The organism is Candidatus Thiosymbion oneisti (assembly GCF_004359955.1).
Lineage (GTDB): Bacteria > Pseudomonadota > Gammaproteobacteria > Chromatiales > Chromatiaceae > Thiosymbion > Thiosymbion oneisti.
The window spans coordinates 144,907-161,538 of the sequence record NZ_SMSC01000001.1 but is presented as its reverse complement, the minus strand read 5'-3'; the positions used below and the strand labels follow the sequence as shown (position 1 = coordinate 161,538).

The following is a 16,632-nucleotide window of genomic DNA, read 5'->3' as shown; positions in this document are numbered from 1 at the left end:
GCGTGATGACTCTAATCAAGGATTCGTGGTAGGGTAAGAACTCGGTCAAACACCGCCGATCTACCCCTCGCCTGCCTTCGCGTTTCCCTCCGCTCCCTCCCCGGCAAGCAGGCGTAATACCGCTCTCGCCTGCAACAGAGGATAGCTCCTGCTCGGTATATAATCACACGGGACTTGACACTTCGAGAGTACTTGTGAACGGGCCTTGAGATGCGCCAGATTGTACTGGATACCGAAACCACGGGCCTGGAGCCGGCGGAAGGGCACCGCATCATCGAGATCGGCTGCGTCGAGCTCGTCGACCGCCGTCTGACCCGCAACAATTTTCATCAGTACCTGCGGCCGGACCGGGAAATTGACCAGGGGGCCGTGCAGGTTCACGGCATTACGGACGAGTTCCTGCGCGATAAGCCGCGCTTTGCCGACATCGCGGAGGATTTCATCGGCTACGTCCGAGGTGCTGAGCTGATCATCCACAATGCGCCCTTCGATGTCGGCTTTCTGAACCATGAGCTGGATCTGTGGCGGGAGGACGCGGAGCCCATCGATAAGCTGTGTCGAATCACGGATACCCTGGTCATGGCAAGGTCTCTACACCCTGGGCAGCGCAACAGTCTCGATGCTCTGTGTAAGCGCTACGAGGTGGACAACTCGCAGCGGGACCTGCATGGCGCTTTGCTGGACGCGGAGATCCTGGCCGACCTTTACCTCGCCATGTCGGGAGGACAAGTCAGCCTGGCCCTCGGGGCCCAGGATGGGTCGGGGAGAGGTGGAGTAGGTGCAGGGCCGCACCGGCTTACGGCACCCCGGCCGCCCCTGATGGTGGTGCGGGCGGACGCGGAGGAGTCGGCCGCCCACCAGGCCCGGCTCGCCGCGATCGAGGCGGCGAGCGGCGGAGAATGCCTGTGGCTTAAGACATGGATGGGTTGAGGTCCAGGTATCAAAGTACCGCTAACATGGGAATCATGTGGACTATCTCACGCGCTGCTGACGGTCACTCATCGTGGCACGGGTAAGGACGGCCTCCATGGCCTCCGGGTCGCGTAGCTCGATGTGTTTGCGATCGACCTTCAACAGACCGTCGTCCTGGAACCTGGTGAACAATCTGCTGACGGTTTCCACGGCCAACCCCAGATAGTTGCCGATCTCGTAGCGAGACATACTCAGGTAAAAGTCGGTGGGGCTCAGGCCGCGTTTGCGCAGGCGTTTCGATATGCTCAGGAGAAACGCGGCGAGGCGCTCTTCGGCGCTCTTCTTGCCGAGCAAGAGCAGCAGCTCCGTATCATGGCCGATTTCCTTGCTGAGCAACCGGTACAGCTGGTGCTGCAGAGAGGGAATCGTGCTGCTCAACGTTTCCAGGCGGGAGAAGGGGACCTCGCAGATCGCGGAGGTCTCCAGGACCTTCGCCGAGCAGGTATGTACCTCCTTCTCGATGGCGTCCAAGCCGATAAGCTCGCCGGGGAGGTGAAACCCGAGCACGTGTTCGCCGCCCTCGGGGCTCGGCGCATAGGTCTTGACCGATCCCGTCTTGACGACATACAGGGAGTGAAAACGCTCACCGTTGCGAAAGACATAATCGCCTCGGTGCAACGGGCGGGCGCGCTTGACAATACCGTCCAGCCGTTCGACGTCGTCCGACGTCAGACCCATCGGAAGGCAAAGCGTGGCGAGGCTGCAATTCTTGCAGGCTACCCGCAACGCCTCGAATGAAATCACTTTAGACGCAGTCAATCGCTGGATCCCCGCTCAAGCCTGCCGCTATTTTGCAGGTTCATTTGACCTGGATCAAGCAACGTCGTTCCCTCGGCCGCCGACAGGTACGACGGCTTAACTTGCAGGATTGTTCTTGATTCAGGCCCGTCTCTCCCGCTCCTGGTTGCGTGTGAACGACCAGAACCCCAACGCCAGCAGGCCGATCCAGCCCGCGGCGAGCCAGCCGATGATCCCGTCGTAGTTCCCTGCCAACCAGGCGTTCGGCGATGCCTGGTTGCCGTCGGTCAGGTGGCGGGTCACCTGTATCACGAAGATCCAGCCGGCATGCAGGCCCATACACCAACCGATGTGTCCGCTGCGCTCCCGCACCAGGGCCAGAAAGACACCGACCAGGAACAAGGCCGCCATGGAATCCAAGTGCTTCCATTGGAAGACGTTGGTGAAGACCTGGACGAACATCTGCCCGGTCCCGAGCCAATCGAAGGCCGTGCCCTCGGGCAGGGCATGAGGCTTCATGAAATGGACCAGGGTGAATAGAAAGGACGACCAGAGGATCGCGGAGCCTACACCACCACGCCGCCGAATGGCTGAATAGAGGGCGCCGCGAAAGAAGGTCTCCTCCAAAAGACTGGTGAGCAGACCGCCGATCAGGACTTGGACCGACTTTCTGAGGAGCACGGGTAGCCAATCCACCCCTGCCACATGGAGTACCCGGATCTCCAGCAGCAGCAGATTGAGAACCAGGACCAGCAGGATGGCAACACCGAGCAGCCAACCCCGCCCCAGGGCGCCCAAAAACCGCGCGCGGGAAACCCCGTACCCGAGTGCTGTGCGATCGTTCAGGTGCATCGCCTTGAGGAAGGGCCAGAGGCCGATCAGAATGAAGACCTGCGCAAGGCGACCCATGACCCGGTGGGGGTCATAGGCGATCCAGCCCGTCTGCATCAGCGGATAGGTGAGGAGGGCACCCAAGATCAGACAGCCGAAGAGGTAGAGAAAGAAGATGCCGGTTTCACGCATCGTGTTTCGCTTCCGTTTGGAAATAAGAGGGGGGCCTAAGAACAAAGAGCCTGTCTGGAAAAAACGTAATACATTGATTTTTAGGCAGTCTCTAAAAAAATCGCTTGACAAGCAGGAAAAAGGTTTAACGCCCCCCGTAGTTGATAGCGTAGAATGAAAAGTTAAGCAATAAGGATTTGCCTGCGACAGGCAGAACCGCACGGGAGACCGAAGCACGGAGGAACTGGCTCATCAATACCATCGTTCGGCAAGACAAGCGGGTTTTTTTAATAGACGGGCATTTCATCGAGGGAATGTCTCGTACCGCACGCGAAGCCCAGTTCGGGATGCTGGCGGTAGATCTGCAGCGATACGGCGCGCGAGGGTAAATCACCGCGATTGCGCAGTTCTATGAACTGGTGATTCCGGGCCTGATCCTGACGCGGCACGTCTTCAGAGGCCTAGAACGCCCGCTCTTCTGCGACGGCAGCATGCAGGGTGATGGGGACAAGCTCGTCTACACGCGAAAACCGGCCTTCGATTTCGAGTGGACAGGCGGGCCGGAGGGCCATCCAACGCGCCGCGAAGTTCCAGCCGGCAAGGTGTTCGCGGTGATCATCAGCCCGAACAAGAAGCACAGAGATCCTTTTCCAGAAGTCGCTGGCTGGATTCATCACTGGAACTGGGTGGATGAAGATTCGGGGCTTGCTGAAGCCCCAATACACTGGGTCGATAGATACACCGAGAAACTGTGGACCAGGAGGGAATGATGCACGCGACGGTAGCAGCACAAGAAGCGGCGGGTCTGGAGTCGCTCCGGGCTTTTGTCGCTGAGAATTTCCAAGAATTCAGGCCTTTCGCCTACTATGACAAGCACTTGGACTGCATCCGCGTGCAGATCCGGGATTGCAGCGTTGCAGAGGAGCGCCTGAGCCGTATCTTCACGATCCTGAAGCCCATGCATGCCGAGACCCTAGAGTACGTAGGGTTCACCGTCAAGGGCGTGTGTCACCTGTTCGACCGGTTGGGCATCGAACCTTCCGGTGTGATCCGTTTGGCGGAAATCCTTGACGAGATCGTCAAGAAGTTCCCGGATCGGGCGGTGCGCTTAGTGAAAGAGGAGGTCATGCGCAACCGTGTAATGCAGGAGCTGTCCGTAGACTTCGCCGAAGCCGCGTAGGAAAGGGTCAAACCACCCTGAAACCCGGGGAGCGTACCCGCTTCCCGGGTTTTTTTGTTTGACGCGCCAAGCGTGATTGAGCGCATCCCGGACGGGGCGACGATGATGACCCCGATTTCTCATGTGATGGGCTCCATGCCATGTGCGGCATAGCCGGGTATATCATGCGCGACGGCGCCAGGCCGGACCCCCGTGAGTTGGGGCACATAATCGATGCCCTCGCTCATCGCGGCCCGGACGATCACGGTATCCACACGAGCGGACCCGTCGGGCTGGCCCAGGTCCGCCTATCCATCATCGGATTGGCGACCGGGCACCAGTTCATACCGCCTGTTCCCATTCGTTTTCCCTGGAAGCGGTGGGGTGAGACCGCCATATTCCACGCTAAATCCTATACCACGTGGGATGAGGAGGAAGATTTTATGCTCAATTTAGGAAAAATTGTGTCGTCCTGTCCCTTTTGATCTGAAAATCCAGGAATACTTTCACACCCTCTCCAGCGTGGGAACGGCATCTTGTCCGCTCCCGCGGACGCAGCTCCTCTGTGCTGATCGGCGTTGGCTGTTAGCCTACCGAGGCGCTTAATCGACGCTGGAGCGTTAGATCCCTCCTCCGTCGGGACCAGGTCTGCTCCCACGCTGGAGCCTGGGGAGCCAGCCGAAAATCAATGCCAGTAGAAAATCAATAGGTTAGTTTTTAGACAGCCTCTTAGAAGCTGTCTGGTTTGATTTGGCGCGGTTTGGGGGGCTCCCTTCGGACGCGGCGAGAAGCGACCAGCTGCGTTGTTGCGCGAGCTTGAAAGAGGACCGGCTATTCCTGCGCTCGCGCGCCTCGCATCTGACCGCTTCTCGCCTCGCTGAGAACGCAAAATAAGGCGAAATGGGGTACCAGGGGTAATGATTTCCTCAAAAAAAGCAACTATAAGGCGATCGTAACCTGCACATCAGGCAACAATTCGATACCATTCCCCACGCTGGCTTCACGGGTATTTGATCGCCGATCTGCTCAGCGAACAGTGCGGGGGTGTGAAACCCACAGGCGCCGAGGAATTGCTGCGCGCTGAGGACCGGATCGGCCACACCCGGTCGGTACCGGCACTTGAAGCAGGTGGTAAATCAGAAGCTGTTTGGTCAAAACGGATCCTAGCGTCGTGTTGCGTTACGCCAGGCTCGACGCCGTGCTCCGCCAGGCGCTTTCGCGCGCGGCTTAACACAACCCACGCAAAGCGAGGTCCGCGCGGGCAAGCAGCAGGTTGGGCGATCTAGGAGTAGGTTGCGTTAAGACGCTGGCACCGGCGCCACAGAAGATCAGCGAGCTTTTGAGCGTCGCAACGCAACACGTCCGGTCCCCCAAACAGCGCCAAATAATTCGGGATCACTTTTAACCAGACAACTTCTCAGAGGAGGGCTCGGAGTGAATAGGTTCAATCGTACTGTTACAGGATGGGTGTTGTGCGCAGGCCTCCTGCTGGCGGGCAGTGTGTTCGCCGGGCCTGAAGCGGTGAAGGGCAGTGCTTCAGCGACCATAAAACAGACCAGCGAGCGCATGCTGGCGGCGCTCGAGCGACAACGCCCGGCGCTCGAGCGCAATCCTTCCCGGATCTACGGCTTGGTGGACCAGATTTTGGTTCCCCACTTCGACTTCGAGCGGATCACTCGAGCCGCCGTCGGCAAACAGCATTGGGGCAAGGCGACTCCGACTCAGCGACGGGCCTTGATCCAGGGGTTCCAGGAGCTGCTGATTCGTACCTACGCCAAGGCGCTGTTGAATTACTCCGGTCAGAAAATCCGCTACCTGTCGGAGACGCCCGGTCGCCATTCCTCCGTGAGGGTCTTCACCGAGGTGCGGGAGCCGGGTGCGGACCCTGTCCCAGTCAACTACAAGGTCCACAAGAAGGGCGGGGTCTGGAAGGTCTTCGACGTGAAAATCGATAGTGTCAGCCTGGTGTCGAACTATCGCGGCAGCTTCAATGCCGAGATTCGCCGCAACGGCATCGAGGGCCTGATCAGCCGTATCAAGGAAATGAACACGAAGGGCAAGCAATGAGCGGGACTCGGATCGTCCTCCGAAAGCGCATTTGAAGTCGGTGGACAAGTTTCTCATCACCGGCGGCACATCGCTCAACGGCGAGATCCGGATCGCCGGCGCCAAGAATGCGGCGCTCCCGATCCTGGCTGGTACCCTGCTCGCCGACGGCAAGATAACCCTGATCAATGTCCCTCATCTGCGCGACATCAGGACCACGATGGGGTTGCTCAGGTCTATGGGGGCGATCCTCAGGGTCAGGGAACGCGGGTGCATCGAAGCGGATGCACGGGAGATCACGCGTTTCTCGGCACCCTACGAGTTGGTCAAGACGATGCGGGCCTCGATCCTGGTGTTGGGACCCTTGGTGGGGCGCTTCGGGCGTGCCGATGTCTCTCTCCCCGGCGGTTGTGCCATCGGTGCCCGGCCGGTCAATCTGCACCTCGAGGGTCTGCGTGCCATGGGCGCGGAGGTCAGCGTAGAGAACGGCTATATCCGCGCCCGGGCGGAGCGATTGCACGGTGCCCGGCTGGTCCTGGAGCTGGTCACCGTGACGGGTACCGAGAACCTGATGATGGCCGCCGCCCTGGCCGATGGTGAGACAGTGATCGAGAACGCGGCCCGGGAGCCTGAGATCACGGACCTGGCGGAGTTCCTCAACGGCATGGGCGCGAAGATCAGGGGCGCGGGTACCGATCGCATCCGGGTGGAGGGCGTCGAGCGGCTCGGGGGGACCAGCTACCGGGTCCTGCCGGACCGTATCGAGACCGGGACCTACTTGGTGGCAGCGGCCATTACCGGGGGGCGCATTCTGTGCCGGGATACGCGTCCGGATCTGCTCGATGCAGTGCTGATCAAGCTCCGGGAGGCCGGGGCCCGCATCGAGACCGGACCCGATTGGATCCTGTTGGATATGGTGGGGAGGCGCCCCCAAGCGGTCGATGTGCACACGGCTCCGCATCCGGCGTTCCCCACCGACATGCAGGCCCAGTTATGTGCCTTGAACAGCGTGGCCGAAGGCGTTGGGACCATTACCGAGACGGTGTTCGAGAACCGTTTCATGCACGTGTTGGAGCTGCAGCGTATGGGGGCGGACATTCAGCTGGAGGGAAACGTCGCCGTCTGCCGTGGCGTGGAACAGCTGACCGCCGCCCCGGTGATGGCCACCGACCTGCGCGCATCGGCCGGTCTGGTGCTGGCGGGACTGGTGGCGAAAGGGGAGACGCTGGTGGACCGCATTTATCACATCGACCGCGGCTACGACAACATCGAGGAGAAACTGGCGACCCTGGGGGCGCGTATCCGCCGTATCTCGGGATGACGGACCGGATGTCACAACCAGGCCTATGGAATTCATCGATTCGCTGACAATCGCCCTGTCCAAGGGCCGTATCTTCAAGCAGGCGTTGCCCCTGCTGGCCCATGCCGGGATCGAGCCCTACGGGGATCCGGAGCAGAGCCGTAAGCTGATCTTGGAGACCAACCAGCCGCGCGTAAAGCTGGTGATCATCCGGGCCGGCGACGTGCCCACTTACGTGCAATACGGTGCCGCGGACCTGGGGGTGGCGGGCAAGGACGTGCTCATGGAGCACGGGGGCGCCGGATTGTACGAGCCGCTCGATTTGCGTATCGCCCGCTGCCGCCTGATGGTCGCGGGTGTGCCGGACGCAGACCCGGGTTCGGATCGATTACGCATCGCCACCAAGTATGTCGCGAGTACCGAACGCCATTTCGCGGCCAAGGGGCAACAGGTGGAGATCATCAAGCTCTACGGCTCTATGGAGCTCGCGCCCCTGGTGGGGCTTTCCGACCTGATCGTCGATCTGGTGGAGAGCGGCAGCACCCTCAAGGCCAACGGACTGGTGCCCCTGGAGCATATCGCGAACATCAGCGCCAGGCTGGTGGTCAACAAGGCGGCCTGGAAGATGAAGCACGCGTCCGTAATGGCCCTGCTGGCCATACTGTGCGCGGCGGTCGAGCAAAATCCAACAGTGCGGGGCTAATGCGGATTTCGACCGATTTGCGTTGATTCGCGTTCATTTGCGGCAAAAGAATCATCCCCGACCGGATTTGAAAATGGCTGAAATTAGTCGCTTGTCCACTGCGGACCGGGATTTCGAACAGCGTCTCGAGGCCCTGTTGGCTTGGGAGTCGGTCTCCGATGCCGAGATCCAGGAGCGCGTGGATGCCATCATCAAGGCCGTCCGCGAGGGCGGGGATGCGGCCTTGCTGGACTACACGCGCCGGTTCGACCGCTGGCAACCCCGAACTGCCGCGGACCTGGAAATCCCGGCGGCCAGGATCGAGCAGGCCCGGAACGGCGTTTCCGCGGTGGAACGCGCTGCCTTGGAGCTCGCGGCCAAGCGCATCCATGACTACGCGGAACACCAGCAGCTCACGGACTGGAGCTTTCACGACGACCACGGCACCCTGTTGGGTCAGAAGGTGACCCCGCTAGATCGGGTGGGGCTCTATGTTCCGGGGGGGAAGGCGGCCTATCCGTCCTCAGTACTCATGAACGCCATTCCGGCCAAGGTGGCGGGGGTCGCGGAGCTGATCATGGTGGTACCAACGCCGGCGGGAGAGCTCAACGACCTGGTACTGACCGCCGCTCATATCGCCGGGGTAGACCGCGTATTCGCCATCGGCGGTGCCCAGGCGGTGGCGGCCTTGGCCTATGGGACCGAGCGAATGCCTGCGGTGGATAAGATCGTGGGTCCGGGGAACATCTATGTGGCCACGGCAAAGCGCGCTGTCTTCGGCCAAGTCGGCATCGATATGGTCGCCGGTCCCTCGGAGATCCTGGTGCTGTGTGACGGCGGGACGGACCCGGACTGGATCGCCATGGACCTCTTCTCCCAGGCCGAGCACGACGAAGATGCTCAGGCCATCCTCCTGTCTTGGGACGGGGAATTTCTGGACCGTGTCATGGCCGCCATCGACCGCCTGCTGCCGACCATGGAACGCCGGGACGTCATCACGGCCGCCCTAGGCCGATGCGGCGCCCTGATCCGGAGTCGGAACCTGGAAGAAGCGGTCAGGATCGTCAACCGGATAGCGCCCGAGCACCTGGAGCTTTCGGTGGAACACCCGGAGACACTGGTCCCCGAGATCCGTCATGCCGGGGCCATCTTCATGGGACGCTATACGGCCGAAGCCCTGGGCGACTACTGTGCCGGGCCGAACCATGTGCTGCCAACCTCGCGCACCGCCCGCTTCTCCTCGCCGCTCGGGGTCTACGATTTCCAGAAGCGCTCGAGCCTGATTATGGCCTCCGCCCAGGGTGCCGAGACCCTGGCGCGGACGGCCTCGGTCCTGGCCCGCGGGGAGGGCCTGACCGCGCACGCACGCTCCGCTGAGTATCGAGGGAATGCGTAGCTCCGATGTCAGACCGCAGAAAACAAGACCTCATTTCCGGGAATATTGCTGTCACTGCAAGCGCAGTGCGTTTGTTACCATCAACGAAAGGATGATTCTTCGTCAAGCCAAAACCATAAGCGGCAGCAAGTTCAAAGACCGATGATTGTGGCTCATAGGAGAAAAGCTGCCGGGATCTTGCTAAGCCGGATTCAAGAAGACCTTTGTCACGGATACCTGAACTTCCACCGTGCTTAGCAAGCAGCATTCCATGAACTGAAATGGCAACTTCATCCAAGATCCATCGAGGCTCGGTCATTTGGCAAGTTCACGAAAGGCATTGCGGTATCTTTTCAACACTTTTTCAACAGCTTGAATCTGGGACTCGAAATCTGTCGGGTCCCGACACTTACAAGATATTGGCGCACCCTTTGTCACAGAAGATGAAGTGGCACCACTGCGGGCGGCGTGACCTGGACCTGAGGCCCATGCCAGACGGATAAGGTGAAAAATGTCAAAACTATCGGTTAAGTCGGCAACTCACATCAAATCTCTACAAGCAAATAAAGGATTGAAATCGGTATGAAATCCAAGTGGCTCAAGGCGGCTATCGACATCGATCGTCCGGTTCTGATCTTCTTATTCTTTTTTCCTTGGTCTATTTGGTTTATCTATAGAACATCATTTACGATCGACGATATCCGCTATTTTTGTCTTCTCGATGACGCCATGATATCGATGGCGTACGCAAAGAACCTGGTCAATGGATATGGTCTCAACTGGGCCAGGTTCGGAGAACCCGTGGAGGGATTTACTACTCCACTGTGGACATTCTTGATGATCCCCGTCAATGCATTGCCTGTTGGGCTCAACTACAAAAGCCTGTTCATTCAGATTTTTTCAATGATATTATTGGCTCTTAACATATTGATGATACGTGAGTTGATGGTCACTCACTTCGGCTTCGGGACGAAAAGATACTGGTTTCCGGCTGCTGCGCTTACCGCTTCTTACTATCCCCTGAACTTCTGGGCCTTCCAGGGGATGGAGACCGGATTACAAGTGCTCTTGGTTACTTTATCTGTTTATCTTGCCTTCAATGTCATCGAAAAGAGATCCAGTCCCATTACGCTGCTTTCGCTGTTTGCGGTTGCTTATCTGGTACGGATGGATATGCTGCTGTTGGTTTTGGTCATTCTCGGTTTCATTGCTTACCAACCTGGCTTTATCCATGTAAATAAGCGCTCCTGGTTGATTGGCTTTACGATTTTCGGTATGACGATTGTGTCATATTCAATCTTCCGCTGGATATATTTTCATGAGCTGCTTCCGAATACCTACTATCTGAAGCTGACGGGGGTTCCTCTCGAGATTCGTGCTCTGAGAGGACTGTATGTTTTCGTCAATATTTTTTTTCTTCCGATATCAATACCCCTGCTGCTCATCATAGCCGGCACCATACCGCTCGTGCGGATCCGACCAAAGCTCGGGTTACCGCTCTTGATTATTGGAATCTGTTTCGGTTACTCGATCTATGTCGGCGGTGATGTCTGGGAGTATACCAATGTCGGTGCGAATCGATTTGTCACCGTTGCCATGCCCATGTTATTCGTATTGTTCAACGCATTGTTGAACCAGGGATTGAGCTATTTGGATCAAAGCAAAAAACCATCGCTATCTCGGGATCGCGCCGTGATAATTTCCGTCTCACTTGTCTTTTCTTTGTTTTTTAATGGTTTTTTTCTGTCTCGCTGGGGTCTTGAAGCAGAGTTCAAGAAACTTACTGTTATCCAACACCCTACTTATATTGCCGGTCTTAGACGGATTATTAGCAAATCTATGGAATTGCAAGCCTGGTTACAACCGGCGTCTATTGTGGCGACTGTTTGGGCTGGTATTCCGGCCTATTTTACGGATTTTCGAATGGTGGATCTTTTAGGATACAATGAAAAGACAATTGCCGGAATGAATGCTCTACTCCCTGAAGATTTTAGAAACTATTGGCCGGGGCATAGGAAAAGTGATAGTCCTTATATCCTGGCCAAATATAAACCTGACTTTTTCTTTTTTGTAAAGGATGATTTTGGAACGGATGATTTGTTGCGGAGTCGAGGTTATAAATACGAAGATGAAATTAGGGGTTGGCTAAAGGGTAGTGGTTAATATTTAAGTGTAAACAACGAAAAGCTCAATGCCATTAAGTTAGCTGCTGACCGCTTGTCGTGGTCGATCAGGATGCGCAAGAGAAAACGACGAAGCGCACGCATCGGCGCGAAAAAGATCCCTCCCTTCGGTCCGGGATGACAATTTCGCGCGGATTCGCGTGATTCGTCGTTTCTCCTCTTGTTTGGCGACCGGTAAATGGCATTGAGTTGAGAGGGAGCATCCGTACTAGGTTCTAGTCGTTCGCGGGGAGGTCCGTTCTTCCATGGGAACGTATGACCTTTGCGCATACCCCGTATAGATCTGCCGGGGCCGGGAGATCTTCTGCGCGGGGTCATTCAGCATTTCCGTCCATTGCGCCAGCCAACCCGCGGCCCGTGGGATGGCGAACAGCACGGGAAACATATCGGTAGGGAAGCGCATGGCCTGCAGGATGATCCCACTGTAGAAATCTACATTGGGGTACAGCTTGTAGGAGATGAAATAGTCATCCTCCAATGCGATTCGCTCCAGCTCCAGGGCGATATCGATCAGTGGATTGCCACCGGTCACTTCGAATACGTCATAGGCCACCTTCTTGATGATGCTGGCCCGCGGGTCATAGCTGGAGTAGACGCGATGACCGAAGCCCATGAGCCGGATTTCGCCCTTCTTGACCCGCTCGACGTATTGGGGAACGGCGGCTACGGAGCCGATTTCCTCCAGCATCCTTAAGACGGCTTCATTGGCGCCTCCGTGCAGGGGACCGAACAGGGCGGCGGCGGCGGCCGCAACCGCACTGTAGGGGTCTACCCGTGAGGAACCGACACTGCGCATGGTAGCGGTGGAGCAATTCTGTTCGTGATCGGCATGCAGCAGAAAGAGTACATCCAAGGCCCGGGATAGGGCCGGAGGCACCTCATAGTCACGCTCGTTCATGTAATCGAGCATGTAGAGGAAATTGCCGGCGTACCCCCGGCTGATATCCGGGTAGTTATGGGGCCGGCCGATGCGGACCCGATAGGCAAAGGCGGCAATCGTCGGCAGCTTTCCGAGAATACGCCAGATCTGCTTTTCCCGAATCTCGGGGTCGTTCACGTTCCTGGCCTCCGCATGAAACGTGGACATGGCGGCTACCGAGCTGATCAGGATCCCCATCGGGTGGGCGTCGTAGCGGAAGGATTCGATGATCTGGACCAGGTTCTCGTGGATATAGGTATGCCGCATGATGCGGTTGGTCCAATGCTCGAGCTCTTCCTTGGTCGGTAACTCACCATAGAGCAGGAGATAGGCGCACTCGAGAAAGCTGCTCTTTTCGGCCAGCTCTTCGATAGGATAGCCTCGATATCTGAGGATGCTCTTTTCCCCGTCGATGTAGGTGATCGAGCTGGCACAGGCCGCCGTATTCATGTAGGCGGGGTCGTAACTCATGATCCCAAAATCATCGGGGTCCAATTTGATCTGGCGCAGGTCGGGGGCACGGATGCTGCCGTTTTCTATCGGGATCTCGTAGGTTTTGCCGCTGCGGTTGTCGGTGATGGAAAGGGAATCTTTCTTCATGCTCATTTTCCTCGGATGGAGGTTTGATCTTGTTCGATGTAAGGGCCTGTCCGGCTTACAACTGTCGCTCCCTCACTACGGATGCACAGCCGGACCGGCTCCGAAAACGGAAAACGGGGGGTGCGCCACAATACCATTAAGTTAAACCATCGTAATTGTTCAACCCCCCCATTATTTTTGCCATCCACGGCACCTGGGATTCCGGCAACAGTTACCGGAATGACGCGGTGGGAGCCGAACGAGCCGGCCTCATAGGCCTTAAGTTAATGGCATTGGGACGTACCGAGTCGCTATCAATCCTGGAATTTCTTCACACACAGCGATGCGTTCGTGCCTCCGAAACCAAAGGAGTTCGACAACGCATAATTGATATCGATATCGGTAACCCGCTCGCGGGCGAGCTTGAGCCCCGCGCACTTGGGATCCACCGCTCGGATATTCAATGACTCATGGATGAATCGTCCCTTTATCATCAGCAGCATCATAATCAGCTCCGCGGCCCCGGCCGCCCCCATCATATGCCCGGTAAGCGATTTCGGGGCGGTGACCCAGGGGCCGTCCTCGCCGAATACGCTCACGATCGCCTCTGCCTCTTTCGCGTCTCCTACCGGCGTGCTCGTCGCATGGGGACTGATCAGATCGACATCCTTCGGGTTTATCCCCTCCATCGCTATCCGCATGGCCCTGACGGCACCCTCACCGGAGGGCTCGGTCATGTGGTGTCCATCGGAGGTAGCGCCGTAACCGACGATCTCTCCGTAAATCCGGGCCCCGCGTGCCAGCGCATTCTCCAGGGTCTCCAGAATCACGATGGCGGCCCCACCGCTGATAACGAAGCCGGCCCTGTCTTCATCGAAAGGGCGGCTCGCCGTTTCCGGGGAATCATTCAAGTTCGATAATGCCGGCATGGCATCGAACATGACCGATTGGGTCCAATGGAGGCCTTCGGCGCCCCCGGCGATCACGCAATCCTGGCGTCCCGTCCTCACCATCCACCAAGCTTCGCCGATATTGTGCGCGCTCGTCGCGCACGCCGACGAAATCGAGAAGCTCGCTCCTTTGATCTCCAAGCTGGTTCCGACCGTGGCGGAGCAGGAGCTCGCCATTGTCTTCGGGACCCAGCGCGTACCCGCCCTTTTCGGTCCTTTCTCAAGGGCGGCATTCACGGCATCGACCACATCTTCGGTGGAAGGACCGCCGGCACCGATGAGCAGTCCGGTCATGGGATGCGATCGGATAGTATCGGGGAGCTCGGCATCCAGTAGTGCGGATTCCGCCGCTTGATAGGCCCAGCCTGCCTGCTCACCCATCCATTTATGTACCTTCAGGGAAAGACCTTCTTGATATCCTCGCTTGATTTCTCCGATCACATTCGACCGGAATCCCCGTTCTTTATATTCCGGACAATACACAATGCCGGATTTTCCCTCCATCATCGCTGCCGTTACGTCTTCTTTCGTGCCACCGAGTGGACCGACGATTCCCACGCCGGTTATGACTACTCTTCTGTACATAATCTGTTTTCTCTTTGTCGATTCAGGGGAAAAACCAGGGAAAAAGCATGGGCTGCCCACTAGCTGGCCCGCCGCCGGGGCGGTTGGCGGCACCTCAGTATTCGATTCAGCCCAATAGGTCGCGGACGCTTGACCATGACCATAACCAACAGCCCGTCTTGCCACCAGCCTGTCTCGTCACCCTGGTGGTTGCTCGCTCGACCCCTGGGAAGGCAGCTGCGAATTGCATCCAGGTCGGCGCATTCCACCAGGACGAGGCTTCCGATGAGAGACAGGCGGACCGGCAGCAGGCCCTCGTCCTTGAGCGATAGACTACAACACGGACGCCTCTAACGCACCCTGGTTTCGGGTTGGGGCAGGAGGGCCATGCAGGGCAACCGAATGATAAAAGGTTATATTTCAACCGTAATTATTATCCGGGACCTGACAGGTAGCCCTGGAAGGCCATGCGATGGCGGGAGATAAGGGTTTGAAGCTCCTTGCCGAGGATGCGTAAGATAGCTGTCAAAATCGGAGCTTACGGATGCAACGCCTGATACCAGACGCCGACTGCCTGCCGCATGCCCTCTACCGTGCCGAGCAGGTGCGTGCGCTCGATCGGACCGCCATCGAGGATCACGGCATCCCCGGGGCCGAACTGATGGAACGCGCGGGCCGTGCTGCTTACCGATTGCTGCGGCACCGCTGGCCGGATGCGCGTGTCATTACCCTGGTCTGCGGTATCGGTAATAACGGCGGTGATGGCTATGTAGTCGCTCGTTACGCGCAGACCGACGGGCTCGAGGTTCAGGTCCTACAGCTCGGGGATCCGCAACGGCTGCGGGGGGATGCCCTGACGATGGCGACGCGGTTTCAAGCAATGGGTGGAATCGTCGCACCCTTTCGAGGGCTGCCCGAATCCACGGATCTGATCGTCGATGCCATCCTGGGCACGGGGCTGGAGCGGGAAGTCGCCGGGGAGTGGGCCCAGGCCATCGATGCAATCAATGGGCACCCTGCCCCGGCCATCGCCATCGACATTCCCTCCGGGCTGCACTCGGATCTCGGGCGGATCCTGGGTACCGCGGTTCGGGCGGAGGCCACCATCAGCTTTATCGGGCTCAAGCAAGGCATGTTCACCGGCGCCGGACCCGATTGCTGTGGGAAGATCCGCTTCGACGCCCTCCAGGTACCGGCAACCGTCTATGCCCGGCACATACTCTCCGCTCGCCGGCTCGAGTGGACCCAGCTCGCCAGGCTCCTTGCGCGCCGACCACGCTCCGCCAACAAGGGGAGCTTCGGGCATGTGCTGGTGGTCGGCGGGGCGCGGGGTTACTCGGGTGCGGCGCGGCTGGCGGGGGAGGGTGCCCTGCGCACGGGTGCAGGCCTGGTGACCATTGCCACCCATCCCGATCATGCCCCCTACCTCAACCTGAACCGGCCCGAGCTCATGTGCCTGGGGGTCGAGGTACCGACGCAACTGGACCCCGTACTCGCAAGGGCCACCGTCATTGCAGTCGGACCGGGTCTGGGAAAGGACGCTTGGGGCGAGCGGCTGCTCGCTCGGGTCTTGGAGACCAGACACCCCCTGGTGGTCGATGCGGACGCCCTCAACCTCCTCGCCGCCGCGCCTGCCTGTCGGGACGACTGGGTGCTCACGCCGCACCCGGGTGAGGCCGCTCGCCTGCTCGGAACCGAGACGAGTGCGATCCAGGCGGACCGCTTCGACAGTGTTCGCCGCTTGCAGGACCGCTTTGGCGGCGTGGTGGTGTTGAAAGGCGCGGGGACCCTCGTCCTGGGGCCATCACACAAACCGCCCGGAGTCTGCACCGGCGGCAACCCCGGCATGGCGACCGCGGGAACCGGCGATGTACTGACCGGCATGATCGCCGCGCTGATCGCCCAGGGCTTCGGTACCGAGGACGCCGCCGCCGCCGGCGTATGCCTGCATGCCGCGGCCGGCGACACAGCGGCCGCAGGCGGTGAGCGCGGACTGCTGGCGAGCGATCTGCTGGCGCAGATTCGGCCCCTGATCAATCCCGAGTGATCAACCCCGAGGCCGGAGCCTGATACGCTCCCGTGCTGATAGCGAGCAATCTAAGCGGCTGTCTAAAAATTAAGATACTGATTGCCGTGCCAAAGACAAGCCAGCCGCACGGGTCC

At 58.8% G+C, this 16,632-nt stretch carries 15 protein-coding genes; 9 read left to right on the top strand and 6 right to left on the bottom strand.

Annotated elements, in window-relative coordinates; all coding sequences use genetic code 11:
* Nucleotides 1-210: 210 nt before the first annotated feature.
* Entirely contained in the window at nucleotides 211-930 is a 720-nt protein-coding gene (gene dnaQ / locus E1958_RS00725; RefSeq protein WP_133510160.1) for a DNA polymerase III subunit epsilon, read from the top strand.
* 42 nt (nucleotides 931-972) lie between these two features.
* On the opposite strand, the gene fnr is transcribed toward dnaQ, so the two are convergent.
* Nucleotides 973-1,731, bottom strand: coding sequence for a fumarate/nitrate reduction transcriptional regulator Fnr (gene fnr / locus E1958_RS00720; protein WP_089726982.1), 759 nt, complete (start codon nucleotides 1,729-1,731; stop codon nucleotides 973-975).
* Between the two features lie 120 nt (nucleotides 1,732-1,851).
* Complete coding sequence (locus tag E1958_RS00715) at nucleotides 1,852-2,733, bottom strand: CPBP family intramembrane glutamic endopeptidase (RefSeq protein ID WP_133510159.1); 882 nt, start codon at nucleotides 2,731-2,733, stop codon at nucleotides 1,852-1,854.
* Between the two features lie 398 nt (nucleotides 2,734-3,131).
* Between E1958_RS00715 and E1958_RS00710 the strand changes: the two genes are divergently transcribed.
* The gene (locus E1958_RS00710; RefSeq protein WP_133510158.1) at nucleotides 3,132-3,482 is read left to right on the top strand and encodes a hypothetical protein; all 351 of its coding nucleotides are present in this window, start codon (nucleotides 3,132-3,134) and stop codon (nucleotides 3,480-3,482) included.
* A complete protein-coding gene (locus E1958_RS00705) occupies nucleotides 3,479-3,892 on the top strand; it encodes a hypothetical protein (RefSeq protein WP_165741625.1) in 414 nt (137 codons plus the stop codon). The genes E1958_RS00710 and E1958_RS00705 overlap by 4 nt, the downstream gene beginning before the upstream one ends.
* Before the next feature lie 119 nt (nucleotides 3,893-4,011).
* On the opposite strand, the gene E1958_RS21560 is transcribed toward E1958_RS00705, so the two are convergent.
* Nucleotides 4,012-4,146, bottom strand: a complete 135-nt coding sequence (locus E1958_RS21560; protein ID WP_279512404.1) for a hypothetical protein — start codon at nucleotides 4,144-4,146, stop codon at nucleotides 4,012-4,014.
* Nucleotides 4,147-5,305: 1,159 nt separating this feature from the next.
* On the opposite strand from E1958_RS21560, the gene E1958_RS00695 reads away from it, so the two are divergent.
* The 4 genes from E1958_RS00695 (at nucleotide 5,306) to hisD (ending at nucleotide 9,295) form a co-directional block, all read left to right on the top strand.
* Nucleotides 5,306-5,938, top strand: a complete 633-nt coding sequence (locus tag E1958_RS00695; protein WP_133510156.1) for an MlaC/ttg2D family ABC transporter substrate-binding protein — start codon at nucleotides 5,306-5,308, stop codon at nucleotides 5,936-5,938.
* A 40-nt stretch (nucleotides 5,939-5,978) separates the two neighbouring features.
* Entirely contained in the window at nucleotides 5,979-7,238 is a 1,260-nt protein-coding gene (gene murA / locus E1958_RS00690) for a UDP-N-acetylglucosamine 1-carboxyvinyltransferase (RefSeq protein WP_133510208.1), read from the top strand.
* Nucleotides 7,239-7,263: 25 nt separating this feature from the next.
* Nucleotides 7,264-7,920, top strand: a complete 657-nt coding sequence (hisG, locus tag E1958_RS00685; RefSeq protein ID WP_133510155.1) for an ATP phosphoribosyltransferase — start codon at nucleotides 7,264-7,266, stop codon at nucleotides 7,918-7,920.
* Between the two features lie 73 nt (nucleotides 7,921-7,993).
* The gene (gene hisD, locus E1958_RS00680) at nucleotides 7,994-9,295 is read left to right on the top strand and encodes a histidinol dehydrogenase (protein ID WP_133510154.1); all 1,302 of its coding nucleotides are present in this window, start codon (nucleotides 7,994-7,996) and stop codon (nucleotides 9,293-9,295) included.
* On the opposite strand, the gene E1958_RS00675 is transcribed toward hisD, so the two are convergent.
* The gene (locus E1958_RS00675; protein ID WP_133510153.1) at nucleotides 9,183-9,593 is read right to left on the bottom strand and encodes a type II toxin-antitoxin system death-on-curing family toxin; all 411 of its coding nucleotides are present in this window, start codon (nucleotides 9,591-9,593) and stop codon (nucleotides 9,183-9,185) included. The genes hisD and E1958_RS00675 overlap by 113 nt on opposite strands.
* Before the next feature lie 263 nt (nucleotides 9,594-9,856).
* Here E1958_RS00675 and E1958_RS00670 point away from each other — a divergent pair, with 263 nt between their 5' ends.
* On the top strand, nucleotides 9,857-11,437 hold the full coding sequence (locus E1958_RS00670; RefSeq protein WP_133510152.1) for a hypothetical protein: 1,581 nt from the start codon (nucleotides 9,857-9,859) through the stop codon (nucleotides 11,435-11,437).
* 228 nt (nucleotides 11,438-11,665) lie between these two features.
* Here the strand turns inward: E1958_RS00670 and E1958_RS00665 are convergent, their stop codons facing one another.
* Complete coding sequence (locus tag E1958_RS00665; protein ID WP_133510151.1) at nucleotides 11,666-12,976, bottom strand: citrate synthase; 1,311 nt, start codon at nucleotides 12,974-12,976, stop codon at nucleotides 11,666-11,668.
* A 293-nt stretch (nucleotides 12,977-13,269) separates the two neighbouring features.
* Nucleotides 13,270-14,490: a beta-ketoacyl synthase N-terminal-like domain-containing protein gene (locus E1958_RS00660; protein WP_133510150.1), complete on the bottom strand. Its 1,221-nt coding sequence runs from the start codon at nucleotides 14,488-14,490 to the stop codon at nucleotides 13,270-13,272.
* 523 nt (nucleotides 14,491-15,013) lie between these two features.
* On the opposite strand from E1958_RS00660, the gene E1958_RS00655 reads away from it, so the two are divergent.
* Nucleotides 15,014-16,516, top strand: a complete 1,503-nt coding sequence (locus E1958_RS00655) for an NAD(P)H-hydrate dehydratase (protein WP_133510149.1) — start codon at nucleotides 15,014-15,016, stop codon at nucleotides 16,514-16,516.
* The last annotated feature ends 116 nt before the right edge of the window (nucleotides 16,517-16,632 follow it).